Consider the following 15,916-nt stretch of genomic DNA (forward strand, 5'->3'; position numbering starts at 1 on the left):
AATGAATCCTAAATGTAGTTATTAAGTGCTTAAAACCCCATAAAACCGGTGGTTACGAGTGTTATGTAATAACCAGAATTTATGAATGAAAGTACAGAGAGAACAAAAGTCTAAGAGTTTACTGTATTTATAGGGCTGACGACTAATATTAGAAACTCGTAAATCATAAATGAGTAAATGGTGGCTACTATATAGCTAGAATAAACCATGTTTTTTAGGGATTATCGTTATAAAAATAAACTACGACGTTATGAATGAGAGGAGATGAAAGTATCAATCAGCATTTTACGGGTACAAGAGAATGCTTGTGTAGGGCAATAGCAAAGGCATAACACGATTTTAAAAGTAATCGTTGCACTCTTCGAAAAAAGACCAGACTATATACCCTATTGATTGACTATTTTAGGACTACAAAATGCAAGATATAAAAAATAGAGATTTTACCTCACTTATTTCAAATAAAAAAAATAAAATTCATTACACCCAGAGGAATAAAATAGCTACTTATTTTGTTTCAAAAAATCAAAATATCTCTCTGTCGTTTTCAGAAGAGGAGCTTATCATCTTTTATCATCTACTAAGGTTTGGTTATTTTGATAAGGAAATCATAGACCTCATTTATACTGCAGTAACTCGAAAATCTAAAACCCCTAATTCATGGTTTTATCGTCTTGTTGGGAAGGTGAATCATCCTATTTCAGCATGTTCGGATGCTAGAAGCGGTAAGAGAAAAATATATTATCTGAACAAAGGTTTTAGTACCTGGTTGCTTACTATGATTAAGGGTATTGATAAAATACGGTTGCTAACAACAACGACAGAATATGATAGGTCAGTATATAGCATTGTCAGTAATAATCTTCTAGGAGGAAAACCTCAAACCGTAAATATTCATGATCTAGAGACCAGACGATTAGTTGCTAAAATCTTAAACAAGCTATTTTTTAATAACCAAGATAAGTCTGTCTATGACCTAAACATACAAGTCGTATTTCCTATTAGTCGGGTTAATCTTTTAATGGTTCCTGATGCTGTTGTATTTGTGAACGATAACTCTTTTTTTATTGAGTATGACCGAGCAACAGAACGTCAAACAATTCTACTTTCTAAAATATTTGGTTACGCAGAAGAACCAGCATTCGAAAATTCTAGTTTATTTTTCGTTTTCGAGAGTAGTCGTAAAGATAATACGCAAGTATCTAAACGTTTAATGAACTTTTTGGAATATGTAAATGAGGTTGAGGTTGAAGGTGTGACTGGACATGACATGTTAAAGCGTAAAAATATTTCTTTATTCAGTCAAACAACAACAAATGCTTCTGACGTTATTGTCGAAATCATTCAAGAAAGGATGTTTTCAAATCATAAAGATTGGTGTGATTGCGAGGCTTATGATTTTTCTGAACTGCAGAAAATAGATTATCTTGTAAAGGAGATATCAGAACCTTTAGATGATGATAAATTCCAGTTCTCAGCTGTTGTTGAAACTGACTCATGGGAATTGAAAGAGTATCCTATGGTGCCTATGACGTATATCAAAAGTGACTTGATTCCACACTTAACTAGTCTCTATGAAGAATTCTCAATGGAGTATGAACATATGATCATTGTATTCCCAAAAGAAGTTCTACCAGAAAAAATTAAACTTCCTTTTGATGATTATTTCTTGATTGTTTATAGATAGAGTAAAGGTATTTGTAAATGGATTATTTGGAATACTTAGGAAGAAGACTTGTATGGTTAGTTGTTTCGCTTGTAGTTGTTATCGTAGTAAAAAGACCAAGAATTTTGAAAAGGCTAGCCATAGTTAGTGATGTAGCTATTGGAAAAATCCACTACTTTATTTTTCTAGCTATTGCTTGGTTGATTCTTGTCACATATTTTATTTTGTACTTGTTTATGGTAGTTACTTTTTTCCTATCATGGCATACTCTATCACTTAATAACGTGATGGAAATTATTTTACAAACGGTGTTAATCATCCCATCACTCTATACTTTATTTGTCCCACATAACGAGGTCATCAAGAAGGTTGATGAATTCTTATCAGCGAAAAAAGAATAAGTCACGCGCAGCAACTGCAACACATAATCATTCTCTCAACTATTTAAAAAGATGTAAGAAAGTCATTTGATTGTTCGAAATTGTTGTAAGTATCTGTTGGTGTTTTAAAGATAAAAAAGATTGAAAGGTAACGGTAATTAATGAAAATAAAAATTGAATCTGCTTGGAAATCCCTCTGTGATGCATTTCCAAAATTAAAGGATAATCCTCTTTACAAGGGTTGGTATATTAGCTATGCGATCCTTGTGACGTTATCTATTTTAACGGTAGTTGTAGTGAACCATAGGATTGTCTATTCATTTCCGTTTGATTGGTTTGGTTTGCTTTTTGGAATTATCTTACCTTGGGTTCTTACGACCTTTTATATCGTATATCAAGGTGTGGACCATGCCCACCAGTTTACATCGACTAAAGTTGTTCTTGGGTTATTTATGTTACCTGTAATTCTGATTGGTTTTACCTCTAGTTATAAGAATGAATACAGTTATAGTAATCGTATGGTTACGACGGTTTTTGATCAGGAACTCACGCAACAAAGTTTCCACGCAACAAAGATTACATCAAACCAGCTTGATTATTTTAAAGAAGATAATGTCATTTTTCCTTATAAGAAAAATACTGCTTCAGAGATATATGTGTTCTTTCGACCTGATTGCCCTTACTGTCAAAAATCAATTCCAGTACTCAATAAGAGCTTAACTGAAAAAGAACGAAACAAGATTATCTATGTTAATGTTCTTGACGAAAGTGGCAAAGATTTAGCTAAAGCTATGGGAGTAGAGAAAGCAGCAACAGCAGTTATCTATCATAAGGATAAGACTTCTGGTGGATGGTCCAAACGAATTGAACGAATGGCTGGAGGGAAGCATGAAGCACCTCGTCTTGATGAGGATGCTATCCATGATATTGTGTCAGTTGCAAAGGAGGAAACAAAATAATGTATTTGTCAAAAAAAGATATTTCAGAATGGATTGCTAGTCTAAAAGTAGGTGACGAGGTTGCGATCCAAATAACACGAATGGATGGTGTCATAGTTTCTAGTGAGCGTGGCATTGTCGACAAGTGGTTAGGAAAGAGACTTATAGTTGTTAACGGTAAGCATTTTGTTCCTAGCACTGGTTTGAGACAAAGTAACGCTTTTGTCCCTGGTCAAAAGACAATCGTGGAACAACTTTTCCCCTTGGATGCTTTGCTTTTAGATGAGGAAGAACTTGCCAAAAGAGATACCATTATTCAAAAGTTGAAAGAGTCTGCAGAACGTCTAGAGCACGCGCAGACTTATTCTTCATTAGTCGTTTCTAGGGTGCTTCGTAAGCTATCAGTCCTAGACGTTGGTGATGCTTATGATTTAAATGAACTACATTCCTCTAGTGACACAGAAGACTTAGAAGATAGTGCTTTATTGGATAGACGGAAATTCTCAGAGAAGAAACGTTGTTTAAAGACTCTTGACCGTATGCTTGCCAATTTAAGTCAAGATAATACCTTGGGTGCTTTCAAGTTAATCTCTCTTTTGGGAGAAGTAGCTTCTGAATTTACTGATGCTGAAGATGAGGTAAGTGAATGTTAGCCTATGTCATTATGTTTGTAGTTATGTTTGCCATCAAGTGTGTTACTCTTACTTTTGTGAAGCATAAAGAGTCTACAGTAGTCAGTACTTTTCTGAATGGCACGAATCAGATTTTCCTTAATACGATTGTCTGGTTCCTACGACTAACAGCTATGTTCCAGTTTTATCTTTTGGTGGTGGACAATAATCTAACTGTTATTCCTATAATTGTTGGTTTCATTCTACCTAATGTCTTGTTCTGGTTTAAGGGAATCAAAGCCTCTTTATCGGATTTGCTTGTACGTTGGTTAAAATCATTTATTGGTCATAAGTATAGAACATGTCCATTTTGTCATGAATCACATTTATTCTTTCGATACACAGAAGACCGCACAGCTGCTTATTACTATCTCTTGACTGAAGATGATAGTCTTGTGGCCATTGGAGATTTTGATAATAGTGACCATCCTGCACGTTTCTTTTTAAGTAACGATGAATCACATTTTGATGAGCTGGTTGATACCATGCTACCTTATATGTTGCCTGGAATGGAAGAGGTGGTCTATGTAGGTGGTCGACAACAGCGATTGGCTAGAGAATTATATTGTGTCGATTGCCAGGAACGAGTCAGTGAGGATAGCGGGGTACAATTTGGTGAAGTGCTTTTAAGTGAACATAGGCATGAAGATCATAGAGCCCTTGTTTAGTTTGTAAGTACTTTCAAATTATAGTTTTAGAAGTAGATAGAGAGGTTTATTTTATGGATAGTAAATTAGTCGTTGACAAAATGGATATGTTAGTATCAGATGTAAATCCACTTTTTATTACTGTGCTATTTATTTTGTTATTAGTAGCGTTTAAGATTTTGTTAATTCTTTATGCTAGATTCTTGGTAACTGAAGCTTCTAAATTCATTAATATAGCTGTATGTCATCCTATTTACTATGGAAAACAACTATCAGGTTTTAACAAGTTTTTGTGGTTTGTGATGACTCCAATAATTTATGTCATATTTGCTTTCTTCTTGGTATTATTATTCCGATATTTGTTTGGGTAAAATTCATACAACAAGTGATAGGTAGAATAATCTATCGCTTTTTTATTTAGCACGCGCGTGAGAAGTGTCTCTTGTAACTTTTGGACGCAAAAAAAACTAGGGCCATCGCCCTAGTTTTAAAGGAGGTTTGTTCGCATCTGGGTTTGTAGGAGATTATGATGCGAACTGGATTGGATTAGGAGTCTCTATTTCTATTAGGAGGATTAGAGACTGAAAGTATTAATTTCTAGTGTAGTTTCATCGAACTACAAGAAAATTATAGCAGTTTATGAGACAGGACACAATGGAGTTAGGGGGTGTCACACCCCCCATTATTAGAGAATAACTGACTTAAGGTGTAGTGGTATGTTTTATTGTGTGCTATCCTATAATTAGGCTAATAAATAACATAAATTATAGGTTAAGAGAATCCTAGCGAGGTGATAAATGGATACATTAGTTGCTGTGTAAATCACTTGGTAAAAACAGATTACTAGAGAACGAGAAGGAACCTAATCACAAAAAGTCTCTCTATTTTTAGTTATATCTATTGTTTTAACTGCTAGGATAGACGAAGAAAGACGTTGTTTGAATGAAGGAGAAAAAATGTTTAAAAAAAACAACTATGATTTTGAAATTTATAAAGAATTACGAAAATTAAATGAAACAATTGATAAGCGAGGAAACTTACATGAAGACACTGGCATCAGAAACAAATTAGAATTAGACTACATTTTGGATAATGCATGGAAGTATTATTCAGAAAAAATTGGAGAAATTAGGTTTTTACCTGAAAGAATTAACTTCTCAGATGAGAGTGGTCGTAAATATAGATTTTTAGTAGCTTTGGATGTTAAAGGTTTATATAATAAGTCGAAATTAAAAATAAAAGGTTTTAATAGATTTACAAAAGAGTGGACTGTTGAGTTTGAAGGAAATGAATACTCCTTAGATAATTCATTGAGACTACTTAGACATTGTTACTTGATTGATCTTAACGAGTATCCAAGTGCTGAGGAAATTGTCAAGAAGAAGTCTATTTCCTTAGATAGTCTCTCTCAATCATTCTCCAATATCATTTCAGCAGATAAGTTCGTTAATACTATGGCTCTATCTCATGGATGGAGATTTGGCCTTCAACAACAAAGGTATGAGGGAGTTAAACAAAATCTGGAATTAATGGACCACGTAAAAAAAGAAATATCCCTGCGTAATTATTTCATTAGATTTTCACCCACCGATGAGGAATTTGAGGAACTTCATTTCTTTATTGAACTTCAGGATTGTTTAATGGGAACAGGAACTCCTGAAAGACTTGAACAATTGGGTTTTTACTCAATAGAGCCTGTCACTTTTATGGAAGAGTTTCCTTCAATTCCTAGATATCTATTGTTTGGCCGAGATGTTCGTGAAATTAAGGTTTTTGGTTATCCTCTGATTGAAAATGAGCTTACAAACAGTTATTTAGGTTTAATTAACAAATTACTATCGTTTTGTAGTGACACTATAGGCTCCAAGTCGTTTACTTACCAGCTAAATGAGGTGATAATAGATGGGTAGGCTATTGGAATCAAAATATTCCAAAGCGGATATAACGGTAACAATTTCTTTCATGATGATTCTTGGTTTAGCTGTAGGTATTATGACGTGGTCTATATTTACTCCTAAAGGGCACTTCAAAGGCACTCAAGGGGAACTAAGTGCCATATATGAACCATATGTTCATCAACTAGAAAGGGGAGTGGAGAAAAATGAAAAAAGTCGTGAAAAATAGTATAGAATGGACGATTATAACGATAGCTTTGTGTATCTTAGTGGTGGTTTTAGCAGCAACTAGAGAGATTGTTACTAATAGCAATCAGCATTCATTCTTTCAAATGATAAGCGATAGTCTACCTAAAGATAACTCATTGATTAGAAAAGGGACACCATCTCAGTCTATTGTCAGTAGTTCATTGGGTATTCTAACGATCTTGCTAATTTATGTAGGAATGTTCTCAATTCATATCTTGTTAAAAAAATATGATTGGTCTTTAGAAAGTTTAAACTGGTTTGTCATCCTTGTTGGAACCATTCTAGGCTTACTGTTAATGAATGTATTGGGCTTTATGACATTCAGCAATAACATCTTGATAAGATTATCGTTTAGTGTTTTAGCAGGGGGTAACTTTTACTTGCTGCTTAGACTGATTTTAGCTTTTCCATATTCTTTTTTAAAGTTTCTTTCGGAGAAAGGGAATCAATTTCCTGAAGGGATGGATACGAGCAATAATAAGGCAGAGAATAATAGGGAACAGTAGTTACTTTGAAAATCAATTTGTTGGAAACAGAATAAAGGTGAACGAGAAGGCATCATAAGTGGTGTCTTCTTGTTTATTTATAAAGAAGTTAGCCTCTTATGTTGACATAAGGCAACACATTTGATATAATAGACTTGTGAAATAAAGAGAGAGGTAAAATCTATGAATACCTATATAGAGAAATTACGAGAAGTTCAAGAGTATGCTTTTAATGTTTTGAGAGAATACCCTATTGATAAGACTGCAGCTAATGTAATTGCTGCACTTGCTAATGCTTCAAATAGAGAACGGATTGAACTGTTTGAACATTATCGAAATGAATCAGCGGAAAAAATATATTATGATTTACAAGCTAGTTGTACGGTAGAACGTTTACTTCACGTCATTGGATTGCTGGACTATGTAAACAACTAATGAATTATAAAGGTTTGGTAATGACGAAACAAGATAATGAAATAGCTGAGAAAAGACGAAAAGAAAGTTATCTAAAGTATAATCATAGTGAGAAAGGTCGAGCAACCAGAAAAAAATGGGTTGAATCAAACCAAGAACGTCTGAAAAAGTCATCAGAAAAATATGCGAAAACTGAAAAAGGAAAGCAGGCTTCTAGACGAGCTTATGACCGTTTAGCATTGATGACCAGGAGACAATATGCTTACCGCCTCAAACAACTAAGGATGGCTAGGGGCGTATCACAGTCTGAAGCTGCAAAAATGACAGGAATTGCAGTTAGGACTATTCAAAACTTAGAATGTGGTCGAAGTTATAGTGGCACAGAAGCACTTCAGCGTTATCTATTTGGTCTAGGATATGGTAATGAGGAAATTATGGATATTCATCGTTTAAAATATCCAGTAGCGAAGATGCGTCAGTTGGTTTTAACTGAATTATCCGAACAAGAATTGAATGGTCTTGAAGAGTCCGAGCTATATCAGATTGTGATGTCTTGTATAAAAAAACTTAACTAGTATGACAGTAACAAAGTTTTAAGAAGCGTAAGGAAATATTATGAAGATCAATACGACAAGAGTAGAAATGGATAGATGAGGTAAAGTAAAATGAAAAGAATCTCTATGACACTAGTCTTTGATTTAAGTGAATACAATGACAATCCTAAGAAGTATGCTCGCATTGAAAATGGGCTTGGTTTTAACTACTTCAACATGGAATTTCTCGAAACTTCTTCAAGAGCAGAACACATGATAAGAACGCACTTAACCTTAGCTCAAAGATTATATGGCTCTGAAATTTGTATTTCTCACCCAAAAGCTATTGTATGCTTTAATTATCGAACATTGAAACATGAATTTTACAAAGAAGAAAATTTCAATGATTATGTATATCCAAAAGACTTTCAGTTTCCAATTAATTTTAAAGGTTCTCCAATTACAGAGCTTTTTAATAAGAATATAGCGTAAGGAGATATTATGAAGATCAATACGACAAGAGTAGAAATGGTGTTAATGAACAGAGCTATACCAGCTAATTATTTAGAAAAAGAATTGGGAATAAACCGTTCTACAATTACAAGATTGCGGAACGGTGAGAGAAAGCTTGAGAATCTAACGTTAGAGACGATTATGATAGTTCAGAAATGGATAGATGAGGAAAACTATCGTTTTAGTTATGATTATAGTGAGCTTATCGAAGAATTAGAAGAAGATATCGCTGAAGGTTTAACCGGTAATTACCTATTCATTGTCCGAGGAGAGTATAATGAAGCTTTAGAAAAGTGTCCTATTATCGATTACTATTATAGTAAAGAAGAGATTGAAGATGGAGACTTGGCTGAAAAGGTATTGACAGAAGCAGTTCTGAATGAAATGATACAGGACAACGCTTTATAATATACTTATAAACATAGAAAATTATAGAGGGAGAATGATAATGAAGTACCTTAGTAAAGAAGAATTTGTCACAAAAGCGTTAGAATTTATTGGTGAAAATCAATCCTCTTTTATTGGGATTGATGAGAATGGTGAATTTAATTCATATCAAGAAGACTACTATTGGTTCTCTATAATTTGGTAAATGAGAGTTTAGTCTTGACTTATAGTGACCTTACTGTTAGAATAACGAGTGTAAATAAGATTTGGAGTTTAAGTAATAAGTGGTATCTTTTGTTTTTCCTCTTAAATGTTTTTCCAAATTTATATAAAACATACTAAGATTAGTAGTGAAGAAATCTCCGACGGGAGAGAGTACTCACTACTTTTTCTTTGTGTTAAAGTAGAGGTGTCTTGTTAAGTCGTGGCTTCTTTTGGCGCTAGACGTCGAGTATTGAAAATGAAATCATTAAAATAAGGAATCATTCAAGACAAAGAGGTAAACATAATGCGGACAGTTTTTGGAATTGATGTGAGTAAAGCAAGCTCAGAAGTCGCTATTCTTGTGAATGGCGATAGGGTTCATGGCTATACTATGCCTAATGACATTATCGGATTTTCTCGTCTACTGGAGGATCTAAAGACCGTGAGCAACCCTGAAATTATTTTCGAAGCTACTGGTGTCTACTCTCGCCGACTTCAGGCTTTTCTAGAAGAAAACAGCTATGACTATACACGTCTTAATCCTTTGGAAGCTAAGAAGCAACTTGATAGCTTACGAGTTCGGAAAACCGATAAGATTGATGCAGAGAAACTAGCTTCATCACAATTTGTTTTAAACCGTAAGCCAACTTACGTTCAAGAAGAAGTCTATCGAAACTTGCATGATCTTAGCCGATTCTACCAAAATCTGACAGAGGATATCGTAAGGACTAAAAATAGGTTGCACAAAGTTCTTCAAGTCGCCTTCCCGGAAATCGAGAATCTACTATCTACTCCTACAGGTGAGCAATATTGGAATCTCGTGTCCATCTTCCCAACCAAGCATTGGGTGCTGGAACTATCAGAAGTTGAGTTGAAAGAAGCTATTCGCAACTCAACATCTAAACGCATTTCAGAGAACAGAGTAGGTAACTTGGCTGAAAAGTTAGTTGGATTGGCAAAGCAATCTTATTCTGCCATTTCAAAAACCTCTCCTATGATAGAAGAGGTTAAGTATAACGCACAGGAACTTATAAGGTTGACAAACCGTCGAGAACAAGTTTTAGAACAGTTGGTAGAGTTAGCTAAACCTCTACCTGAATATGAGATTCTTCTCTCTATTCCTGGTATCGCAGAAACAACGGCTACAAGCGTTATTGGCGAATTAGGAGACATTCGTCGCTTTAAGTCTGCCAATCAAATCAACGCTTTTATCGGTATTGATCTCAAACACTATGAATCGGGAGATTTTCTAGCTCAAGAGCATATCACGAAGCGCGGGAATCCTTATGCAAGAAAAATTCTGTACAAATGTATTCACAATATCGCTGCAGCTAGCCATACCAATCCTTGCCATATCGCAGATTTCTATGAGAAACGAAAAAGACAATCGCAGATAACTTCAACTAAGCCACATACAATTGCCTCTATACATCGCCTTATTAGGACAATGTATTATCTTATAATGCATAATAAACTTTACGACTATACTTTAGCCCGAAGTCATTAAAGTCGTTTATGCCTTATAATTCTAACACCTTGTTTCAAAAAATGCCAGATAAGGTGTCGTTTTTATATGCTCAAATGTCAGAAAAATAGCTTGAACTATTCCTCAAAAAATTCCCTTCATACATTTTCAGAAATAATGTTGAGTCAGAAACCGTATTATACTTGACAAATGGTAGAAAAAAGAGGTAACTCAATGGTACAAGGTACAGTAAAATGGTTTGATACGGATAAAGGTTTTGGCTTTATCTCTCAAGAAAATGGGACTGATGTGTTCGCACACTTTTCTCAAATTAAATCTAATGGTTTTAAATCTTTAGAGGACGGTCAGAAAGTTCAGTTTGACGTTGAACAAGGACAACGCGGACTTCAAGCAGTCGATATTATTAAAATTTCTTAACGTTTAAGGGGAGCTATTTTGATAGCTTCTTTTTTATTCGGAAATACCCTTAAATTTTTATCGGGGCACTGTATTATTCGGATATAACAACGCTGCCCTTTTTTGCGCGTGATTTTCCCTTTTTGAATTTTTTAGAACGTCCTTATTAGCCCCTGAAAAGCCCTGTATGACGTTTTAAGTGATTGTGGTATGGGATATGATATTATACGAGTGTTTAAATCAATCCCCGCCCCTATATTGCCGTCTGGAGAGCCACCACAAGGTGTTCGCTTGTATCACGCGCCATTTTTTCAGATTTTTAAGGGGTGTCTATACCAATTTATGCTAATGTTTGCTAACATTTTTCGCTATAATAGAATTACTTAAAAAGATACGTTTTTCTGTATCAATTACGAATACTATAGAAAAGGAGATAATACAATGCTAACCTATGATGAATTTAAAGAGGCTATGGACAATGGTTTTGTTAAAGGTGATACTGTCCAGATTGTCCGAAAGAATGGTAAGATCCATGACTACGTTTTAGACGGTGAACAAGTTGAGCCACACGAAATATTAAGTTTAGAAAAAGTATCGGATATAATAAAGGAGTTAGCAGACGAGTTAGGCGTTAGTAAGACATATATAGAAAAAATCATACGAGTAGTCAATATTCATTCAGAACTACTAAAAAAAAGAATAGATTATTTTTAAATATTAAACAACAGGAAATAATAAAAAACTATTTAGATAAACCACAAACAGTAAAGGAGCACGCCTGGAAAGTGTGTATACGTCACAAGCGTATCGGGGGTTCGAATCCCCTCTTCTCCTCTATAAATTCACATTCTTAAAAATAAAAAAACATTAATTATAAAAATTAATGTTTTTTTATTTTTATCTATCCTGGAAATTTAGCAAGAGCTACATCTTTTCCTAAATCTTCTTCAATTCGCAAGAATTGATTATATTTTTCAACCCGTTCACTTCGAGCCATTGAACCTGTTTTTATCTGACCAGCATGCATGGCTACGGCAAAATCGGCAATGTAGCTATCAACTGTTTCACCTGAACGGTGAGAAATCATTGTCTTATAGCCTGCTTTTCTCGCTAAACTAATGGCTTCAATCGCTTCAGTTACTGTTCCGATTTGATTAAGTTTAATCAAAATAGCATTTGCTACGTCCTTTTTAATTCCTTCTTTGAAAATTTGGGGATTTGTCACAAAAATATCATCACCTACTAATTGAATTTTTTGACCTTGAGCTTTCGTTTGAGCTGCAAAGCCCTCCCAGTCATGTTCAGAAAATCCATCTTCAATGGAAATAAGTGCTGGATATTTTTCAACTAAATTTTCATAGTAAGTCAATAGTTCTTTAGAAGTCAAATTTTGCCCTTCAAAACGATAAACTTTTTCTTTATCATCATAAAATTCACTTGAAGCTGGGTCAATGGCAATCGCAATTTCTTCACCAGGAACATATCCTGCACTTTCAATTGCTTGATAAAGTGTAGCAATTGCATTTTCAGTAGAACCAAGTTTAGGGGCAAAGCCACCTTCATCACCTACGGCTGTTTCTAGCCCTTTGTCAGATAAAATTTTCTTCAGAGTATGGTAGATATTTGCAATTTTTTCTAAACCATCGCGAAAGCTGTCCCGTTTGACTGGTGTAATCAAAAATTCTTGAACGTCAATTCCTGAATCGGCATGTACTCCACCATTAATGACATTGAAAAATGGTTGTGGAAGTTCCAAATCAACTCCACCAAGATAGCGATAGAGTGGAATTTTTTCACTATTCGCTGCCGCACGAGAAATGGCCATTGAAACCCCTAAAATTGCATTAGCCCCTAAACGAGATTTATTTTTTGTCCCGTCAAGCTCAATCATCAAATGATCTAATTTTGCTTGATTAAATGGTGATTGTCCTTTCAATGCTTCATAAATTTCGCCATTGACATTTGCGACGGCTTTAGAAACGCCTTTCCCTTGAAGGCGGGCTCCGCCATCTCTTAATTCAACTGCTTCACGGTCTCCGGTTGATGCTCCTGAGGGTACTGCTGCACGTCCTAGTGTTCCATCTGTTAATCTAACATCTACCTCAACGGTTGGATTTCCTCTAGAATCAAAAATTTCTCTTGCGTGGATGTTTTCGATTGTGACTGTCATAATAATTCTCCTTTTCTTTGCCTTTAATGCCTTGTAAGTCAAAGAAAAAATGGCAGACTACAAGTCAAAAAAAGGCTTTGCTTTGTAGGCGCCATTAGATTCAAGCTATTTCTTGAAACGGTTTCGGGTGTGCACCATACCCATCTATTGTTAGTTTACCATTTTATTTTTATGAGGTCAAATTTTTGAAACTGATTTTTTTAAAAATACATTTATCATTAAACAAAATTGTGTTATAATCACTATAATTTGCTCCTGTGTAAGTGTTCTAACGTGTACTAGAAAAACAAGATATGACTAATTCATTCATAAAAAATTCAAGCGCTTGGTTTATCGTAGCGTTTTTTTAATTGCTGAAAAAACTTGATATAAAACGCCTAATTGTTGGGGAATGTTGGTATAAAACCCTTCTAAAAAGCCCGTAGCACGATTTTATAATAAGGGTGGTATAAATAAATCCTAGACGCTATTAAAAACGACCCCCGCCTCTATTATGAGCCTAGGAGAGCCACCACAAGGTGTTCGCTTGTATCACGCGCCATTTTTTCAGATTTTTAAGGGGTGTCTATACCAATTTATGCTAATGTTTGCTAACATTTTTCGCTATAATAGAATTACTTAAAAAGATACGTTTTTCTGTATCAATTACGAATACTATAGAAAAGGAGATAATACAATGCTAACCTATGATGAATTTAAAGAGGCTATGGACAATGGTTTTATTAAAGGTGATACTGTCCAGATTGTCCGAAAGAATGGTAAGATCCATGATTACGTTTTAGACGGTGAACGAGTTGAGCCACACGAAACATTGAGTTTAGAAAAGGTATCAGATATAATAAAGGAACTAGGCGGAGGCAACTAAAAAAGCACCTTATTGGTGCTAGTTCCTTGCCTGCTGAACTCGTAATTAAGCTATTTTTACTTACCTATTTGCTAACTTTTAGGAAAATTGTAAAGCAATCTATAACAACTTTCTTCTATATAATAGCAGATTTTAATAGCTTTTTAGGGTGAATAGATAGCTAAGAAAAACCTAGCTTAGCTCTACTCTATAATATAGTTGAGTTTCTGTAATACATAGATGGGAGAATATAACATGAGTTGTGAAAAAATAATTGAGATAGCTTATGACATTTATTTTTGGCTGATAGTTATTGTTAAATGTTTAGGGTATTTGGCTTTTTGGATGGCTATTGGTATTTTGATTATGGCTTTTTTAAGTGCCTCTGTTTACTCTAATTTTATGTATGGCGAGACTGTTTTTTGGCAGACGTTTTATAACATGATCTTTGATGGTAGAGTTATTATGTCTGGATTGTTTTTTGGTTTTGGTTTTTATGCGGTCATTCAGGAAGTTTGTAAAAGAAGATGATTAGTATAGTCAATATTATTAAGAAAGGATAACTTCTTAGAGAAAGGAATAGTAGAGTGTATACTTTAGAAATCCCTTTGAATACCAAAGGTTACGATGATTTTCTAGCCAAACGTTTTAAATATGGCTACAAGTTAAAACGAGCCGTAACAAATTGGATCAATTGCCAAGAACATCGTCGTGTTAGCTCAGAGGAATATAAGTCTTTGTCTCTACGTACTAAAGAGCTGGCAGAGTTAAAGGAAGCTATCTCTAAAGAGAAAGACAAGACAAAGAAACTTTCTATGAAGGAAACTCATAAGGAGCTTTCGGCGACACTTAAAGCTGATTGGATAGCCTTAAATGATAGATTTGGTCTTAATAGTGGTAAATTCATCCGATATAAAGAATTAGGACAAGCAGCTGCCATGTATAAAAGGTATGCAGAAGAAGGGATAATCCACTGGTCTAATATGGAAATTATTGCTCAGACAGTTAAAGGAGCCTATCTTCAGCGTCGAAAGCAGAGAGAAAGCAGTAATCACGTCTCAGTTGGTCGCTTAGTGGATTTTACGACTTTATGGTACCGTAAATGCAATAACTACGTGACTGATGAAGGGGTATTCTTTGCGACTGGTAAAGGCAGAAACGACAAGTTAATTATTCCTTTTGCTTTTCGTCGAGGCCAAGAGATTAAGCTTGCCTATGCACTGGAATTTCAAAAATTAGCGTTATATGCTCTAAAACGGACTCTTGTTAAGGGAAATGTTTGGAAATACAGTATCTTATTAGTCTTTGATGGTGTTCCTTATGGATTAGACCATGAGCTACCAAATAAAGGAAACGTGGAAATCAAGTTATCTGTTGAGCAGATGGCGATTACTGCTGCGCGTGATAATGAGACTATTGTTTATGATCTCTCCAATGATTTTGGGTATAGTAAACGGTTGGCGGACTTGGATAGAGCTATAGAAAGTAAGCGTCGAGCCTTAAACCCAGACAACTACGATGAAAATGGTGTTCCGAAAAAAGGGAAGAGAGCATGGGTGCAGGACTCAGCCTATAAGAAACTTCTAGACCAAAAACATTATATCTGGCATAAGGTAAAAAAAGCACGAAAGAACCGTTTTGGACGGATTGCTAATCAGATCTTGATGTTGGGTGATACCTTTACTCTTTATCAAGAGGACTTCAAATCCTTGCAATCCCGTAAGGATTATAACCCAGAAGAGATGTCTTGGTTTGACCAGCGAAAACAAAAAGGCTTTGAAATTATGTTTAATGCTCCATATGAATTTGTGGCTATTTTAGAGAATAAACTTTCTTACAAAGACCTTAAACTGAACAAGATTAAACATAAGAAAAAGTGATATTGGATTATTTGCTTGATTCCTTGCCTCAAATGATAAATATGTTATAATGACTAAAAGGTTTATTTAGGAACCTTCAAGGTAGTTTTGAATAACCTTGTAAATACCAGATAGCCTAACCGGAAGCTACGGCAAGAAGGTCGGGAGCTGGTCCATGTCGA

At 34.8% G+C, this 15,916-nt stretch carries 21 protein-coding genes and 1 riboswitch; of the genes, 20 read left to right on the forward strand and 1 reads right to left on the reverse strand.

What is annotated here, in order from left to right:
- The first annotated feature begins 415 nt into the window (after positions 1-415).
- The 17 genes from O3670_RS08840 to O3670_RS08920 all read left to right on the forward strand — a co-directional run bounded on the left by O3670_RS08840 (position 416) and on the right by O3670_RS08920 (position 11,575).
- A complete protein-coding gene (locus O3670_RS08840) occupies positions 416-1,684 on the forward strand; it encodes a replication-relaxation family protein (RefSeq protein ID WP_371596022.1) in 1,269 nt (422 codons plus the stop codon).
- A gap of 17 nt (positions 1,685-1,701) precedes the next feature.
- Positions 1,702-2,064, forward strand: a complete 363-nt coding sequence (locus tag O3670_RS08845; protein ID WP_371596023.1) for a hypothetical protein — start codon at positions 1,702-1,704, stop codon at positions 2,062-2,064.
- Positions 2,065-2,204: 140 nt separating this feature from the next.
- Positions 2,205-3,002, forward strand: coding sequence for a thioredoxin family protein (locus O3670_RS08850; protein WP_257056605.1), 798 nt, complete (start codon positions 2,205-2,207; stop codon positions 3,000-3,002).
- Complete coding sequence (locus O3670_RS08855; RefSeq protein ID WP_371596024.1) at positions 3,002-3,634, forward strand: hypothetical protein; 633 nt, start codon at positions 3,002-3,004, stop codon at positions 3,632-3,634. The genes O3670_RS08850 and O3670_RS08855 overlap by 1 nt, the downstream gene beginning before the upstream one ends.
- Positions 3,628-4,320 carry a hypothetical protein gene (locus O3670_RS08860; RefSeq protein ID WP_371596025.1) on the forward strand — a complete coding sequence of 231 codons (693 nt, stop codon included), beginning with the start codon at positions 3,628-3,630 and terminating at the stop codon, positions 4,318-4,320. Before O3670_RS08855 ends, O3670_RS08860 begins: the two co-directional genes overlap by 7 nt.
- 53 nt (positions 4,321-4,373) lie before the next feature.
- Positions 4,374-4,670 carry a hypothetical protein gene (locus tag O3670_RS08865; protein WP_371596026.1) on the forward strand — a complete coding sequence of 99 codons (297 nt, stop codon included), beginning with the start codon at positions 4,374-4,376 and terminating at the stop codon, positions 4,668-4,670.
- 585 nt (positions 4,671-5,255) lie between these two features.
- Positions 5,256-6,209 (forward strand): hypothetical protein, encoded by a 954-nt coding sequence (locus O3670_RS08870; RefSeq protein WP_371596027.1) that lies wholly within the window; start codon positions 5,256-5,258, stop codon positions 6,207-6,209.
- Complete coding sequence (locus O3670_RS08875) at positions 6,202-6,423, forward strand: hypothetical protein (protein WP_371596028.1); 222 nt, start codon at positions 6,202-6,204, stop codon at positions 6,421-6,423. Before O3670_RS08870 ends, O3670_RS08875 begins: the two co-directional genes overlap by 8 nt.
- On the forward strand, positions 6,401-6,949 hold the full coding sequence (locus tag O3670_RS08880) for a hypothetical protein (RefSeq protein WP_371596029.1): 549 nt from the start codon (positions 6,401-6,403) through the stop codon (positions 6,947-6,949). Before O3670_RS08875 ends, O3670_RS08880 begins: the two co-directional genes overlap by 23 nt.
- Before the next feature lie 162 nt (positions 6,950-7,111).
- Positions 7,112-7,363 (forward strand): hypothetical protein, encoded by a 252-nt coding sequence (locus O3670_RS08885; RefSeq protein WP_371596031.1) that lies wholly within the window; start codon positions 7,112-7,114, stop codon positions 7,361-7,363.
- Positions 7,364-7,383: 20 nt separating this feature from the next.
- Positions 7,384-7,917, forward strand: a complete 534-nt coding sequence (locus O3670_RS08890; RefSeq protein WP_371596032.1) for a helix-turn-helix domain-containing protein — start codon at positions 7,384-7,386, stop codon at positions 7,915-7,917.
- Positions 7,918-8,022: 105 nt separating this feature from the next.
- Entirely contained in the window at positions 8,023-8,367 is a 345-nt protein-coding gene (locus O3670_RS08895) for a hypothetical protein (protein WP_371596033.1), read from the forward strand.
- 9 nt (positions 8,368-8,376) lie between these two features.
- Positions 8,377-8,796 (forward strand): hypothetical protein, encoded by a 420-nt coding sequence (locus O3670_RS08900; protein WP_371596034.1) that lies wholly within the window; start codon positions 8,377-8,379, stop codon positions 8,794-8,796.
- A gap of 40 nt (positions 8,797-8,836) precedes the next feature.
- On the forward strand, positions 8,837-8,980 hold the full coding sequence (locus O3670_RS08905; RefSeq protein ID WP_371596035.1) for a hypothetical protein: 144 nt from the start codon (positions 8,837-8,839) through the stop codon (positions 8,978-8,980).
- A 303-nt stretch (positions 8,981-9,283) separates the two neighbouring features.
- On the forward strand, positions 9,284-10,486 hold the full coding sequence (locus O3670_RS08910; RefSeq protein WP_371596036.1) for an IS110 family RNA-guided transposase: 1,203 nt from the start codon (positions 9,284-9,286) through the stop codon (positions 10,484-10,486).
- A gap of 192 nt (positions 10,487-10,678) precedes the next feature.
- The gene (locus O3670_RS08915) at positions 10,679-10,882 is read left to right on the forward strand and encodes a cold-shock protein (protein WP_288582825.1); all 204 of its coding nucleotides are present in this window, start codon (positions 10,679-10,681) and stop codon (positions 10,880-10,882) included.
- Positions 10,883-11,302: 420 nt separating this feature from the next.
- Complete coding sequence (locus tag O3670_RS08920; protein ID WP_442759092.1) at positions 11,303-11,575, forward strand: competence regulator inhibitor paratox; 273 nt, start codon at positions 11,303-11,305, stop codon at positions 11,573-11,575.
- Between the two features lie 187 nt (positions 11,576-11,762).
- Here the strand turns inward: O3670_RS08920 and eno are convergent, their stop codons facing one another.
- Positions 11,763-13,031, reverse strand: a complete 1,269-nt coding sequence (gene eno / locus O3670_RS08925; protein ID WP_214256136.1) for a phosphopyruvate hydratase — start codon at positions 13,029-13,031, stop codon at positions 11,763-11,765.
- Between the two features lie 78 nt (positions 13,032-13,109).
- Positions 13,110-13,182: riboswitch (Fluoride riboswitch) on the reverse strand.
- Positions 13,183-13,707: 525 nt separating this feature from the next.
- Between eno and O3670_RS08930 the strand changes: the two genes are divergently transcribed.
- The 3 genes from O3670_RS08930 to O3670_RS08940 all read left to right on the forward strand — a co-directional run bounded on the left by O3670_RS08930 (position 13,708) and on the right by O3670_RS08940 (position 15,755).
- Positions 13,708-13,896: a competence regulator inhibitor paratox gene (locus tag O3670_RS08930; RefSeq protein WP_214256135.1), complete on the forward strand. Its 189-nt coding sequence runs from the start codon at positions 13,708-13,710 to the stop codon at positions 13,894-13,896.
- A 234-nt stretch (positions 13,897-14,130) separates the two neighbouring features.
- Positions 14,131-14,406, forward strand: a complete 276-nt coding sequence (locus tag O3670_RS08935) for a hypothetical protein (RefSeq protein ID WP_371596037.1) — start codon at positions 14,131-14,133, stop codon at positions 14,404-14,406.
- 56 nt (positions 14,407-14,462) lie between these two features.
- Positions 14,463-15,755 carry a hypothetical protein gene (locus O3670_RS08940; protein WP_371596038.1) on the forward strand — a complete coding sequence of 431 codons (1,293 nt, stop codon included), beginning with the start codon at positions 14,463-14,465 and terminating at the stop codon, positions 15,753-15,755.
- Positions 15,756-15,916: the final 161 nt, after the last annotated feature.

Origin of the sequence: Streptococcus sp. 27098_8_74 (assembly GCF_041431705.1) — a bacterium.
Taxonomy (GTDB): Bacteria; Bacillota; Bacilli; order Lactobacillales; family Streptococcaceae; genus Streptococcus; species Streptococcus salivarius_E.